Below are 12,929 nucleotides of genomic sequence, written 5' to 3' on the forward strand. Positions count from 1 at the left end.
AGTTCAAAGTTTTTGCCCCACCCCGCCCGAGGAGACCCGCTTTGCTGCCGCTCGAACACAAAATCCTGTTTTTCGTCTTCGCCCTGATCGCCTCTGTATTCGGCGTGTGGGGCTTTTACCGCCTCTTCCTGCGCGTCCGCCGGGGTGTACCGGCCACCGAGGCCCGCTGGGACAAGTTGCCCGAGCGCCTCAGTTATGCCCTGCGTACCAGCCTGACCCAGGAGCGCACCTTCCGCCGCCGCCCGTGGGTGAGCGTGCTGCACGCCTTCATCTTCTACGGCTTCACCTACTACCTGCTCGTCAACATCGTGGACGGGCTGGAGGGGTACGTCCACTTCAACATCACGTCGGCCAACCCCTTAGGTGCGATCTATAACGTCCTGGCCGACATTCTGAGCTTCCTGGTCCTCGTCGGCGTGGTCTCGCTGGTGATCCGCCGCCTGTTCACGCCCAGCAAGCGCGACTTTAAGTTCACCGAGAAGACGCTGCTGCACCCCCTCCTCAAGCGGAACTTCATCCTGCGCGACTCGCTGATCGTCTCGGGCTTCATCTTCTTCCACGTCGGCAGCCGCGTCCTGGGGCAGGGGGCGAAGATGGCGCAGGAGGGGGGCGACGCCTTCCAGCCGTTCTCGACCCTCGTCGGGAACACGCTCTTCGGCGGGCTCAGTGAGCAGGCGTTGCAAGGCTGGCGCGTCTTCGGGTACTGGGGTGCTCTCGGGTCCGTCCTCGCCTTCCTGGCCTACTTCCCCTTCTCCAAGCACATCCACATCTTCGCGGCTCCGCTCAAGTACACGGTGAAGCGGCCCGTGCCGACCGGCGTCCTCCCGCCCATGAAGGGGCTGGAAGAGGCGATGGAGGCCGAGGAACCGAAACTCGGCGTCCAGAAGCTCGAAGACCTGGAGTGGCCCCGGCTGCTCGACGCCTACGCCTGCATCCAGTGCAACCGCTGCCAGGACGTGTGCCCGGCGAACGCGACCGGCAAGGCGCTCTCGCCCGCCGCGCTGGAGATCAACAAGCGCATGGAGCTGAACGTGATCGCGGCGCACCCCAGCCCCTTCACGCTGAAGCCCGCGCCGTTCGAGTCGGGTGCCTCGACCGCCCACCCCCTCCTCGAATTCGCCATCAACGAGGAGTCGGTGTGGGCGTGCACGACCTGCGGGGCGTGTATGCAGGTCTGCCCGGTGCAGGACGAGCAGATGCTCGACATCATCGACATCCGCCGCCATCAGGTCATGGTCGCGGGCGAGTTCCCTCCGCAGCTCCAGACGGCCTTTCGCGGCATGGAGCGCGCGAGCAACCCCTGGGGGATCAGCCGTGACAAGCGCATGGAGTGGGCCGAGGGGCTGAGGGTCCCGACCATCGACGAGAATCCCGAGCCTGACGTTCTCTACTGGGTCGGCTGCGCGGCGAGCTACGACCCCGGCGCGCAGAAGGTGGCCCGCTCCTTCGTGCAACTCCTCGACAGGGCGGGGGTGAGCTACGCGGTCCTCGGCAAGAAAGAAGCCTGCACGGGTGACTCGGCCCGCCGCTCGGGCAACGAGTTCCTGTTCCAGAGCCTCGCGCAGGAGAACGTCGAGACGCTGAACACGGTGCGGCCCCGGCTGATCGTCTCCACCTGCCCGCACTGCATGAACGCCATCGGGCACGAGTACAAGCAGCTCGGCGGTGATTACAAGGTCATCCACCACACCGAGTACCTGGAAAACCTCGTCACGGCGGGAAAGCTGCCGATGGCGCAGCTTCAGGAGTCCGTCACCTACCACGATCCCTGCTACCTGGGCCGCCACAACGGCGTGTACGACGCGCCGCGTACCCTGATCACGCGGATGGCGGGCGAGGTGCTGGAACTCGAACGCGCCCGCGACAACTCCTTTTGCTGCGGGGCGGGCGGCGCCCAGTTCTGGAAGGAGGAGGAGGAGGGCCGCGAGCGGCTGAGTGACAACCGTTTCCGGGAGATTCAGGCCCGGCTGGACGGTGCGGCTCAGACGGTCGCCGAGTACGAGCAGACCGGCAAGGTGGTGGCGGTCGGTTGCCCCTTCTGCAAGTCGATGCTGAACTCGACGCCCGAGAAGGCGGGGCGCGACGACATCGTGGTGCGGGACGTGGCCGAACTGATGCTGGAGAGCGTGCAGCGCGCGACGGGGGAGTGGATGGCCCCGACCGAGGCGCCGGAGAGCACGCTGGAAGAGTCGCCCATTCCGACGGTGCCCATCACCGCGCAACCCGTGGCCCGCAGCGGCGAGACGCCCGGTGCAGGCGCGGACCCGGACATTCTCGGCCAGACGAGCGCGGAGGTGATCAACGCCCAGCCCGGCAGCCCCCTCGGCAACGCGCACACTCAGCCCGAACCGCAGGACACCGTGCCCAGCCCGGTCACGTCGAGTTCGGCGGACTCGTCGCCGCGCAAGGCGTGGAAGCCGAAGAGTGGCGGGGACGACGTGAGCGCGGCGCCCGTGGCGGAAGTCGCCAGCGGTCAACCGGCAGCGGCCAGCGAGGGCACCCCTGCCGCCCGCAAGGCTTGGAAGCCGAAAGCGAGTACCGACGATGTGACCCCCGCCCCGGTCACCCCGGAGGCACAGGCCGAAGCTCGGGGCACGGCCGAGGCCGCTCCCGCCCCGGCCCGCAAAGCCTGGAAGCCCAGGGCGGCCAGCCAGCCGGAGGCGCAGGCGAGCGAGGCGCCGTCTCAGCCTGAGCCGGTGGTTGCGGCTCCTGCCCCGGAAGCTCCCCCCGTCCCGGGTCAGCGGAAGAAGTGGAGTCCGAAGGCCGCCGCCCCCGCGCAGGTTGCCCCCGAGGTCACGGCCCCGTCCCAACCCGGGCCCCCCGCACCTGCTCCCCAGCCCGGCGAGCGCAAGAAGTGGGCGCCCAAGGCCGCCGCGAGCACCACACCCGGCGAGGCTCCCGCCGCTCCGGTGGAGGCCACGCCTGCCGCCCCGGTCGCCGAACCTATCCTCGCCCCGGCCTCCGGCGAGCGCCCGAAGTGGCAGCCCAGGGCCAAAGCCGCCGACATGTCGACGCAACCTGGCGCCGAGGCCGCCCCCGCTCCCCAGCCCGAACCGGCCGTGGTGGATCCCGTGACGGAAGAGGCGGGCGCGGGCGGGCGCAAGAAGTGGGTGCCGAAGAAAAAGGAGTGAACCCGAGGTGCAGGCGAGGTGCCGCTTCCCCCGTGGGCGGCGCCTCCACTTTGCGTTCACCCACCCCCACCCCGCCCACGGTTCGCCGCTGCCGACCGACTATTCTCGGCCTCATGACCGTCGCCCCGCCCAACGACCCCCCGACCCGCCACCAGACCGCCGAGCAGGTCCGCGCCTTCTTCGACGCGCACCGCACCGTGCGGCGGTACAAGGACGTGGCGATGCCGCAAGACCACCTCGACGCCATCCTGCACGCGGCCCAGCGGGCTCCCACCGACGCGACCGCGCAGCTTTACTCCTTCATCCACCTGAAGGATGCCGGGGTGCGTGAGCGGGTCGCCGCCCTCACAGGCAACCCTCATATCGCCCAGGCGTCCGAGAGCTTCGTGGTGTGCCTCGACGTGCGCCGCACCCGGCGTGTGCTGGAGGGGGCCGGGCACGCGCCGGGCGAGTGGCCTGCCATCGCCGTCCACTTCGGGCTCGGGGACGCCGCGCTCGCCGGGCAGAACATGCTCCTCGCCGCCGAGATGCTGGGCTACCAGGGCTGCTGGATCGGCGGCGTGATGAACAACCTGGATGCCCTGATCGAGGAGTTGCGCCTGCCGGAGGGCGTCCTGCCCTACGCGGCGCTGACCATCGGCCTGAGCGACGAGCAGACTCCCTACCGCCCCCGCCTCCCGCGCGACCTCGTCGTCCACGAGGACGCCTACCGTGACGCGGGGGAGGCGGAACTGCGGGGGGCCACCGAGGTCATGAACCCCATCGCGGCCAGGAAGGGGCAACCCGGCGACTGGGCCCGGCTGCTGCGCGCCTACTTCGGCCAGGGGGGCAGTATGGAGGGGCGCGAGCCGGGGCTGGTGGCGGCCCTGAAACGGCAGGGGTTGTGGGCGGGGGAGGAATGAGTTACAGCCTTGCCATCTCCCCCGCCAGGGTCATGTGGGCCATCAAAGCCGGAACTGACTGGGAGGATGTGGAGGACGTTCTGCTTAAGCCAGGGGGAAAAGAGCGGGTATCGACGAGGTTGGAGGCCTAGGGCTACCGACTCGTCCACCAGCGGGACGGAGTGAGAGAGTACGAGAAGGATTTCGGCGGCCTCCCCGTTCAGGTCGGCGTGTATGACATCGAAGTCTCCTTTTCTGCTCCCTATTGGGACGGCTTGGGCGCAGTTCTCCCTGACTTACGGAAGGACGTTACGGAACTCGCCGACGCCCCGTCCCTCGCTGTCTATGACCCCCAACGGGAAGAATGGGGAGGTGACGAAGAACGCACCTAACTTCCTGGGCGACCTGACCGTCGTTCGCGCAGACGCCTTCCACCTCAATGCCCTCGTCCCCCTGTTCGACGGTTACCGCCAGTTCTACGGGCAGCCGAGCGACCCCGAGGGCGCGCGGGCGTTCCTCGCCGAGCGTCTCGACCGTGGGGAGTCCGTCATCTTCCTCGCGCTGGACGGGGAGACTCCGGTCGGCTTCACGCAGCTCTACCCGTCGTTCACGTCGGTGGGGATGCGGCGCCTCTGGATTCTCAACGACCTTTTCGTCGCGCCGGGGGGCCGCCGACGGGGTACCGGGCAGGCCCTCCTCGCGCGGGCGAGGCAGCACGGCATCGAGACGGGCGCGGCCCGGCTGACCCTCTCGACGGCCATCGACAATGCCGCCGCCCAGGCACTCTACGAGGCGCAGGGCTGGCGGCAGGACGAGGGGTTCTACACCTACAACCTGCCCCTCTGATTTTGCGTCTATCCTCGCCCCATGCCTGGCTCCCGACCCGACTATGACCTCACCACCCTCGCCGCCCGCGCGGGGGAGGAGGCGCTGCCTAACCTCAGCACCCCGCTCGTCGAGCCCATCTACCAGTCCACCGTCTACGCCTACCCCGACCTGGGCGCCCTGGAGCGGGCGATGAGCGGCGAGGAGCCCAGCAGCTTCTACTACCGCAACGGCACCCCGAACGCGGGGACGCTGGAGCGGGCGCTGGCAGCTCTGGAGGGCACCGAGGCCGCGCTGGTGGCCGCGAGCGGCATGGCGGCGATCAGCGCCGCGCTGTTGGGGGTGCTCAGGGCCGGGGATCACGTCGTCGCGGACGCCCGGGTGTACGGGGTGACCTACGCCCTGCTCGCCGAGGAGTTCCCCCGGCTGGGCATCACCGTGACCTTCGTGGACGGCTGCGACTTGGAGGCGGTGGCGGCCGCCTTCCGCCCCGAGACGCGGGTGCTGCACGTCGAGAGCCTCACCAACCCCCTGATGACCGTGCCCGACGTGCCCGCGCTCGCCCGCCTCGCCCACGACCGGGGCGCCCTGCTGAGCGTGGACAATACCTTCGCCAGCCCCGCCGTCTTCCGCCCGGCCCTCCACGGCGCGGACCTCGTGACCCACAGCGTCAGCAAGTACCTCAGCGGTCACTCCACCGCCTTCGGGGGCGTTGCCTGCGGGCGTGCCGACCTGATCGCCGCCGCCCGCACCCGTCTGCTACGTCTGGGCGGAACCATCAGCGCCTTCGACGCCTGGATGACCCTCCAGGGCCTCAAGACCCTGGGACTACGGATGCGGGCGCACTCGGGCAACGCGCAGGCGGTGGCGGACGTGCTGGCGAACCACCCCGGGGTGCGGGCGGTCTATCACCCCGGTCTGTCCAGTCACCCCCAGTTCGTGCGGGCGCAGGAACTCTACCCCTACGGCTTCGGCGGGATGCTCAGCGCCGACATCGAGGACGCCCCCGCGTTCGTCCGCGCCCTGGCGGGCCGCATCCCCCTCGCCCCCAGCCTCGCCGACGTGGTGACCACCCTCTCCTGGCCCTGGGGCACCTCCCACCGCGCCCTGCCCGAGGGCGAGCGCCGCCGCCTGGGCATTACCCCCAACCTGCTGCGGCTCTCGGTCGGCATCGAGGACATCGGCGATCTGCTGGGGGACATCGAGGGGGCGCTGGAAGGGTAGGGGTGCAGTCGGTGTTTGGCAAGGAGGGGAAGTTTCGTGAGCAGACGAGTTCTGAAAAACTTCTTGATCGCGGTAGCGGTCCTCTCGGGGTCAGCCGGAGCGGACATTTCAGAATGGACGCCAAGACAGGCACGTGGAGCCTGTGCCTCCCTTGCGGCCATAGCCGTGCGGCGCGCATCGACTGTCAAACTCGTCTTCACGCGACCGGCGACGTATCGGCAGGGCACCTGGAAACTCCAGGGCTTTGCTCTGCTCACCGGCGCTCCCAACGGTCTGAGACGCGCGCCCTTCTACTGCACCTTTACCAAGGGCACGGACAACTTCTACATAGAGCCCGGCTCCTTGACCATGGGCCCTTGACCGAGGAGTGGTCTGAGGAGACGGGCGCGGACAAACAAACGTTCCTGTAACCTTTTCCCACGCCATCGGCTTCGACGACGCCCCCTTTCCCCGCGAGCACCGGGGAGACGTGCGGGTCTTCGGCACCGTGTTCGCGCTCCACACCCTCCACGGCGTCGTGAGCGGGCGGGTGCGGCGCGACGGGCGGGGCAGCACGTCCGAACTCGCCCGGTTGGTGGAGGCGAGCGGGGCGGCAGAGCACCCGCACCTGATCCTGCTTCAGGGGGTGGCGCTGGCGGGCTTCAACGTGGTGGACGCGCGGAGCCTGAGTGCGTCCACCGACCTGCCCGTCCTGATCGTGGCGCGGCGGCCCCCGAACCTGGAACGCATCCGCGCGGCCCTCCTGACTCGCGTTCCGGGTGGGGCGCGCAAGTGGCGGCTGATCGAGGCCCTGGGCCCGATGGAGCCCTGCCGGGGTGTGTTCGTGCAGCGGGTGGGGCTGAGCCTGCCCGAGGCGGAAACGGCCCTCGCCGCCCTCACCGTGTCTGGACGCGTCCCTGAGCCGCTGCGCGCGGCCCACCTGATCGCCGGGGGCGTGACGCGGGGAAGCAGCCGGGGAGGCCGGGTGTAGTTCAGCGGGCCTTCGCCTGCTCCTCCATCTCCCGCAGGTGCCGGATGCGCTGGGCCGTGCCGGGGTGTGTCTGGAGGAGGTCCTCGACGCGGCTCCCCTCCTGCACGTCGTTCTCGTCCGCGCCCCGGTCCTCCGTCTCCAGCCGGGCGAGGAGGTCGCGCAGGGGCTTGGTGGTGCCGTACTCGCGCAGCAGGTGGCGGCCCGCGAGGTCGTCGGACTCGGTCTCGGCGACCCGCGAGTAGCCGTTGCGCAACAGGGCGGCGGGCACGGCGGCGGCGAAGGTTCCCGCGCTGATCAGGTCGCCCGTCACCGCCACCGTGAGCAGGCTCAGCCCGAGGCCCTGGTATACCCCCGCGAGGGTATGGCGGTGGGTCACGTGCCCGGCCTCGTGCGCGAGGACACCCGCCAGCTCCCGGTCGTCACGCGAGAGCCGGACGAGTTGATCGGTCATGACGACCGTGCCCCCCGGCAGGGCGAAGGCGTTCGCCCCGAGGGCGAAGGGCGCGTCCGGGGCGTCCCCGTCGCGCAGCAGCAGGCGGTAGGGGTAGCCGCCCCCCACCCGGGAGGTCACCCGGCGGAATACCCGCTGAAGCTGCGCCTGCCGCGCCGCGCTGAGCCGGGAGGGGCCGACGTAGTCCTGCCCCTCCAGCAGCTCGACGGTTTCCCGGTCGAAGGTGGCGAGCACGGAGCGCGGCGTGGCCTTCGCCGCCGTGCGGGCCAGGGCGGGCAGGCCGAACGCCACGAACCCCCACGCGAAGAGGATCATGAGGGCCACCGCCCCCAGCGCCGTGCCCCAGCGCGCCTCCAGGCGCCGCACCCGCCCCAGCCCCCGGTTGCGGCCCAGGCGGGCCTCCAGGGCACTCACCCCCGCGTCGTCTGCTGTCTCGAAGCGCGCACCGCCCTGGAACTTCAGCACGCGGCGGATGCCGGGGATGGGCGGGTCGATGCTCACCTGACCGGTCGGCCAGCGGGCCTCCAGCCCCCCCTCGGCGCGCAGTACGAGCGTGTCGCCGCTCACCTCCAGCGTCGCGGCCCGGTCGCGGCTGGTGCGCCCGTCGAAATACACGCCGGACAGGGTGAGGGGAGGGGCGGCGGGATGGGTCACGGCTTACCTCGCGGGCCTCAGAAGCCCAGGTTGATGTCGAGCAGTTCGGTGGCGGCCTCGCCGAGCGCGTTCTCGTCGGGCGTCACATCGGCGGCGAAGGAGTCGAGGCTGTGGATGGCCCGCACCTGCACCCCCGACGCGATGTACCGGGTGCGGCGGATGGCGGCCCAGGGCGTGGCGAGCCCCAGCGTGAGCACCTGCGCCACCGTGTTCGTCACCCCGATCCACACCAGCCGCCACGGGCTGAAGGTGGCCGCCGTGCGAACGACCCCGCCGACCTCGATCCGGTTGAGGACGTAGCGCAACGTGGCGGCGCGGACGTACTGCCAGGCGATCCCGTAGAGGGCCAGCAGCGCCACGTAGAGGGCGGCGATGCCCGCAATCACCCCCGCCGTCGTCACGTCCCCGTCAACGTTGAAGTTCTCCAGAAACCCCAGACCGACGAGCACCCCGATCACCGGCACGGCGAGCAGCAACCCACCCCCGATGGCGACTGCCAGCCCCGTCAGCCCGATCACGTAGAAGTCGCCCACGTCCCCCCGGAACTTCGCCCGCGCGCTCCCGTACGCCGTGTTCTCGACCTGATACCGCCGCTGCATGAACCACGCCCACGGCAGGGCCAGCCCGCCCGAAACTCCCGCCGCGATGTTCGCCAGCCCGTAGGCCGTGTACGCTCCGCCTGCCCGCCCGTGGTGCCGGAAACGCAGGCCCCGGTGGGTGGTGCTGACCGCGAGGAAGCGCAGTGACTTCATCACCAGCCAGGGGTACAGCACGACGAACAGCAGACCGATCACCCCGGCGACGATCTCCCACCCCTGGAATTGCAGGTTGGTGGCGAGGGTGTAGGTCAGGAAAAAGGCCCCCACGATCAGGTAGCCGCGCAGCAGGGCGAGGGGGCTCGCGGTGTACTCGAAGTTCTGCCCGTCCAGCCAGGTGTGCCCGTAGAAATATTGCCGCTGCCGCACCCGCGCCCACGGCAGGAACAGCCCCAGCGTCACGACGGTCAGCGCCAGGTTCAAGATCCAGATGCGGAAATACTCGCCCGCCTGCCCGGTGAAGCTGAGCGGGTGGGTGGTCACGGTCGGGGCGGCGGGCGGGTCTGCCACCTCCGCGACCACCCGGGGCGGTTCCTGGGCTGGGGGACCGGGCGGTATGGGCGGGGAGGAGGTCGCGTCGGGCCGCTCGGTCATGGACGCATCCTAGAGCCGGGGCCAGGGGAGCGCGCCGCATCTGCCGCCACACGTCGGGTGGTGGGGGAGGGGGTGGTCCTGCTCACCGCCCAGGCGCAGGGCATGGCAAAGGGGCGAACGCGGCGTGGCGCTCACCCCTGGACCCCGGGTGGGGAGGCTCGGCTTACCAGCGGCTGCCGCCGCCCCGGTTGCCGCCGCCCATGTTGCTGCCCCCCATCGGGGCGGGCGCGGCGTTCGTCACGACGACGTTCTTGGCCTGCGGACCCTTGCTGCCCTGGCCCGCCTCGACCTCGAACTCGACCTCGTCGCCCTCGTTCAGCTTGCGAAAGCCGCCGCTCTGGATGGCGCTGTAGTGCACGAACACGTCGGGGTTGCCGGGGTGCTCGATAAACCCGTAACCCTTTTCGACGTTAAACCACTTTACCCGACCTTGAGCCATAACTCTCCTTGCATCTCACACGTCACGGACCCGGCAACCTGCCCTCTGAGCCGGTACCTCTGGATGGGGTCGGACTGGAGACAAGCGAAGTATCGCACGCAAAGTGCCTCCACGTGAACAGGTCTGCCGGATGGTGAAGGTGGGGGGGGTCACGTATACTCCGCCCATGCCTTCACCGTCTTCCCCGCCCGGCCCCACCCCCGGCGCGGGCGGTGTCGTGCTGGACGCTCTCGGCCGCGTGCTCCTGGTGCGCTACCGCAGCGGCGCCTGGGCTTTTCCCAAGGGCCACGTCGAGCCGGGCGAGACCCTGGAGCAGACCGCCGTGCGCGAGGTGCGCGAGGAGACCGGCGTGGCGGCCACCCTCCTGAGCCCCCTCCCCGAGACGCGCTACACGAACGACCGGGGCGAGGCGCGGGTGATCCACTGGTTCGTCATGCGCGCCGCCCAGGGCACCCCCACCGCCCTGGAGGCCACCTTCACGGAAGGGGAGTTCTTTCCCCCCGACGAGGCGGCTGCCCGGCTCACCTATCCCGAAGACCGCGACCTTCTGCGCGCCGCCCTGGCGTCCGTCCCCCCGCTGGGGCGGGCGTAACCCCACGTCCCTTTTCCCGGAGGCCCCATGCCGCTCTACGCCCTCGACGGCGCAGTCCCCCAGCTCCACCCCACCGCGTTCCTCGCCCCCAGCGCCGACCTGATCGGCCGCGTGACGGTGGAGGAGGAGGCCAGCGTGTGGTTTGGCGCCATCATCCGGGGCGACATCGAACCCATCGTGATCGGCCCGCGCTGCAACGTGCAGGACGGTGCCGTGCTGCACACCGACGCCGGTTATCCCTGCACCCTGGACTCGGACGTGACAGTCGGCCACCGCGCGGTCGTCCACGGGGCCCGCTGCGCGCCGGGCAGCCTGGTGGGCATGGGCGCGGTGATGCTCAACGGCTCCAGCCTCGGCGCGGGCGCGGTGCTGGCGGCCGGGGCGCTGCTGCGCGAGGGGGAGCACGTCCCCGACGGGATGCTCGCCGTGGGGGTGCCCGCCCGGGTGGTCCGCTCCGTGGAGGCGATGGGGAACGCCGCGCGGTACGTGCAAAACGGTGCCCGTTACCGTCAGGGTCTTGCCCCGGTGCCCGGCGAGGATGCTGCGGAGGTTGCGAGGTGACCCCGCCCGACGAATCCCGCCAGCCCGACCGCCAGGGCCGCCGCCGTCAGGTCCACCTGCCGTCCTCCTTGCCTCCCAGCGAGCCCACCGAGGACGCGCCCGAGGAACTGGACGAACTCGTCCCCGAACTCCGCCCGATGTTCCCGGGGGCCGAGCCCTTCCTGGCCCGCTTCCTGCCGATGGTGCCCACGACGCACCTGGGCCTGAACACTCGCTTCTGCGACCTGCACGCCTTCCTCAAGTACCTGCACGACGGCGCGTGGTGTGGGTACCTCCACGCTTCCCTCGGCGAGCAGAACGCCTACGTGCTGCTGTTCGAGGGACGCACGGTAACGGCCGCCGCCTCAGGTGCGACGGGCGAGCAGGCCCTCGGCGACCTGCTGCACCTCTACGAGCAGGGGGCGGCCCTGAGCGCCTACGCCCTGGCCCCCATCCTCGCGCACGTCCTGAGCGGCATCGGCTCGCGCGCCTGGAAGTTCAACCTCACCGAGGACTTCACGGGGCTGCACGCCCGGCCCACGGGCGCGATCTTCTACGCCCGGGGCCAGATCGTCGCCACGATGCCCGCCACCCTGCCCTACGAGGGGGCCTTTCCCGCGCCCCTGCGCCCGCAGACCCTGATCCTGCCGCGCAGCCTCGCGGGGTGGGCGCACCGCCAGTACGACCTGACCCTGCGCGGGCGCGACGCCGTGAACCCCATCACCGACGTGTATCTCACCTTCCGCGCCCGGCACGGCACGGCGGGGCTGGCCTTCCTGCGTGCCCTGCGCGAAGGGCTCTCGCCCGCCGAACACGCCATGCGAGCCGATGCCGCCCTGCACGACCTGGAGCCGATGATTCAGGAGTTCATCAAGACGGGGTACATCCAGGCGGGGTAGCGGGTAGCTTATCGCCCGTGGCTCGTCGCGTGGAGGGAAAAGAAGAGGTCGGAGACGTAAGCGGTGTCTCCGACCTGTCTCTTCCACAAGCTACACGTGACAAGCCATAAGACCTCACCGCAACGTGCGCGGCAGCTCCTGCGTCGGCAGAATCTTCTTCGGCTCGCGGAACTCGATGTTCTCCCACTCGCCCTCCTCGATCACTTCCAGGTTCGGGTTGAGGCGGCGGAAGTGCGCGACGACGTTCTGCACGAGGTCGTCCGGGGTGCTCGCCGCGCTCGTGATGCCCAGCGCCCTCGCGCCGGTCAGGTCCACCCCCGCGAGGTCGGCCTCCGTCTCCAGCCGCTCGGCCCGCCCGCAGGTCTCGCGGGCGAGTTCCAGCAGCCGCATCCCGTTGCTCGAATGGGTGCTCGTGAGCACCAGAAAGGCGTCCACCTGTGGAGCGATGGCCTTCACCGCGTCCTGGCGGTTCTTCGTCGCGTAGCACAGGTCCTCGCTGGGCGGCACGACGAGGGCGGGGAAGCGCGATTTCAGGATGTCCACCGTGCGCCGCGTGTCGTCCACGCTGAGGGTCGTTTGTGTGAGGACCACCACGCGCCCGGGGTCCGGCACCTCGACGGTGTGGGGGTCGTGCAGCCCCTCGCCCTTCTTGCCGAGGACGCCGACGACGACGGTGTGCTCGGGCGCCTCGCCGCGCGTGCCGATGACCTCCTGGTGGCGGGCGCTGTCGCCGATCAGCAGGATGGTGTAGCCCTCGCGGGCGTACTTCTTGGCCTCGGTGTGGACCTTGGTGACCAGGGGGCAGGTCGCGTCGATGGTGGCGAGCCCCAGCGCCCGCGCCCGCTCGCGCACCGCCGGGCTGATGCCGTGGGCGCTGAAGACGACGGTCTCGCTGCCAAAGGGCAGCGCCGTGATGTCGTCCAGGCTCTCGACGAAGTGGACGTCGTGCCCCTGCTCCAGCCGCTCGACGACCGTGTGGTTGTGGACGATGGAGTGGTAGACGGTGACGGGCCTGTCCTCCGTCCGGGCGGCCTTTTCCACCGCCCCAATCGCCATGACCACCCCGGCGCAGAAGCCGCGCGGCTTGGCGAGGTGAATGCGTTCAACCATGAGAGGCCCCCGACATGCCCCCA

General features: G+C 70.3%; 12 protein-coding genes. 8 read left to right on the forward strand and 4 right to left on the reverse strand.

Going from position 1 to position 12,929, the window contains the following annotated elements:
- Nucleotides 1–41 precede the first annotated feature (41 nt).
- The 5 genes from DAETH_RS06485 (at nucleotide 42) to DAETH_RS06505 (ending at nucleotide 7,031) form a co-directional block, all read left to right on the forward strand.
- Complete coding sequence (locus tag DAETH_RS06485) at nucleotides 42–3,131, forward strand: heterodisulfide reductase-related iron-sulfur binding cluster (RefSeq protein WP_264777100.1); 3,090 nt, start codon at nucleotides 42–44, stop codon at nucleotides 3,129–3,131.
- A 113-nt stretch (nucleotides 3,132–3,244) separates the two neighbouring features.
- Complete coding sequence (locus tag DAETH_RS06490; protein ID WP_264777101.1) at nucleotides 3,245–4,033, forward strand: nitroreductase family protein; 789 nt, start codon at nucleotides 3,245–3,247, stop codon at nucleotides 4,031–4,033.
- Between the two features lie 351 nt (nucleotides 4,034–4,384).
- Complete coding sequence (locus DAETH_RS06495) at nucleotides 4,385–4,858, forward strand: GNAT family N-acetyltransferase (RefSeq protein WP_264777102.1); 474 nt, start codon at nucleotides 4,385–4,387, stop codon at nucleotides 4,856–4,858.
- A 21-nt stretch (nucleotides 4,859–4,879) separates the two neighbouring features.
- Nucleotides 4,880–6,061 carry a trans-sulfuration enzyme family protein gene (locus DAETH_RS06500; RefSeq protein WP_264777103.1) on the forward strand — a complete coding sequence of 394 codons (1,182 nt, stop codon included), beginning with the start codon at nucleotides 4,880–4,882 and terminating at the stop codon, nucleotides 6,059–6,061.
- A 424-nt stretch (nucleotides 6,062–6,485) separates the two neighbouring features.
- The gene (locus tag DAETH_RS06505) at nucleotides 6,486–7,031 is read left to right on the forward strand and encodes an endonuclease dU (protein WP_264777396.1); all 546 of its coding nucleotides are present in this window, start codon (nucleotides 6,486–6,488) and stop codon (nucleotides 7,029–7,031) included.
- 1 nt (nucleotide 7,032) lies between these two features.
- Here the strand turns inward: DAETH_RS06505 and DAETH_RS06510 are convergent, their stop codons facing one another.
- The 3 genes from DAETH_RS06510 to DAETH_RS06520 form a co-directional block, all read right to left on the reverse strand.
- Nucleotides 7,033–8,136 (reverse strand): M48 family metallopeptidase, encoded by a 1,104-nt coding sequence (locus DAETH_RS06510; RefSeq protein ID WP_264777104.1) that lies wholly within the window; start codon nucleotides 8,134–8,136, stop codon nucleotides 7,033–7,035.
- Nucleotides 8,137–8,153: 17 nt separating this feature from the next.
- Nucleotides 8,154–9,326, reverse strand: coding sequence for a YjgN family protein (locus DAETH_RS06515; protein ID WP_264777105.1), 1,173 nt, complete (start codon nucleotides 9,324–9,326; stop codon nucleotides 8,154–8,156).
- A gap of 163 nt (nucleotides 9,327–9,489) precedes the next feature.
- Complete coding sequence (locus tag DAETH_RS06520) at nucleotides 9,490–9,765, reverse strand: cold-shock protein (RefSeq protein WP_264777106.1); 276 nt, start codon at nucleotides 9,763–9,765, stop codon at nucleotides 9,490–9,492.
- A 166-nt stretch (nucleotides 9,766–9,931) separates the two neighbouring features.
- Between DAETH_RS06520 and DAETH_RS06525 the strand changes: the two genes are divergently transcribed.
- Genes DAETH_RS06525 through DAETH_RS06535 form a run of 3 tightly spaced genes read left to right on the forward strand, consistent with a single transcriptional unit; the run spans nucleotide 9,932 to nucleotide 11,796 of the window.
- Entirely contained in the window at nucleotides 9,932–10,357 is a 426-nt protein-coding gene (locus DAETH_RS06525; protein ID WP_264777107.1) for an NUDIX hydrolase, read from the forward strand.
- Nucleotides 10,358–10,384: 27 nt separating this feature from the next.
- A complete protein-coding gene (locus tag DAETH_RS06530; protein WP_264777108.1) occupies nucleotides 10,385–10,918 on the forward strand; it encodes a gamma carbonic anhydrase family protein in 534 nt (177 codons plus the stop codon).
- Nucleotides 10,915–11,796, forward strand: coding sequence for a hypothetical protein (locus tag DAETH_RS06535; protein ID WP_264777109.1), 882 nt, complete (start codon nucleotides 10,915–10,917; stop codon nucleotides 11,794–11,796). The genes DAETH_RS06530 and DAETH_RS06535 overlap by 4 nt, the downstream gene beginning before the upstream one ends.
- 114 nt (nucleotides 11,797–11,910) lie before the next feature.
- On the opposite strand, the gene ispH is transcribed toward DAETH_RS06535, so the two are convergent.
- Nucleotides 11,911–12,906 (reverse strand): 4-hydroxy-3-methylbut-2-enyl diphosphate reductase, encoded by a 996-nt coding sequence (ispH, locus tag DAETH_RS06540; RefSeq protein ID WP_264777110.1) that lies wholly within the window; start codon nucleotides 12,904–12,906, stop codon nucleotides 11,911–11,913.
- Between the last annotated feature and the right edge of the window lie 23 nt (nucleotides 12,907–12,929).

The organism is Deinococcus aetherius, from assembly GCF_025997855.1.
GTDB lineage: Bacteria > Deinococcota > Deinococci > Deinococcales > Deinococcaceae > Deinococcus > Deinococcus aetherius.

Coding starts and splice junctions, on each gene's coding strand:
- DAETH_RS06500 (WP_264777103.1), top strand. CDS start 4,880: ATGCCTGGCTCCCGACCCGACTATGACCTCACCACCCTCGCCGCCCGC.
- DAETH_RS06515 (WP_264777105.1), bottom strand. CDS start 9,326: ATGACCGAGCGGCCCGACGCGACCTCCTCCCCGCCCATACCGCCCGGT.
- ispH (WP_264777110.1), bottom strand. CDS start 12,906: ATGGTTGAACGCATTCACCTCGCCAAGCCGCGCGGCTTCTGCGCCGGG.
- DAETH_RS06525 (WP_264777107.1), top strand. CDS start 9,932: ATGCCTTCACCGTCTTCCCCGCCCGGCCCCACCCCCGGCGCGGGCGGT.
- DAETH_RS06520 (WP_264777106.1), bottom strand. CDS start 9,765: ATGGCTCAAGGTCGGGTAAAGTGGTTTAACGTCGAAAAGGGTTACGGG.
- DAETH_RS06490 (WP_264777101.1), top strand. CDS start 3,245: ATGACCGTCGCCCCGCCCAACGACCCCCCGACCCGCCACCAGACCGCC.
- DAETH_RS06530 (WP_264777108.1), top strand. CDS start 10,385: ATGCCGCTCTACGCCCTCGACGGCGCAGTCCCCCAGCTCCACCCCACC.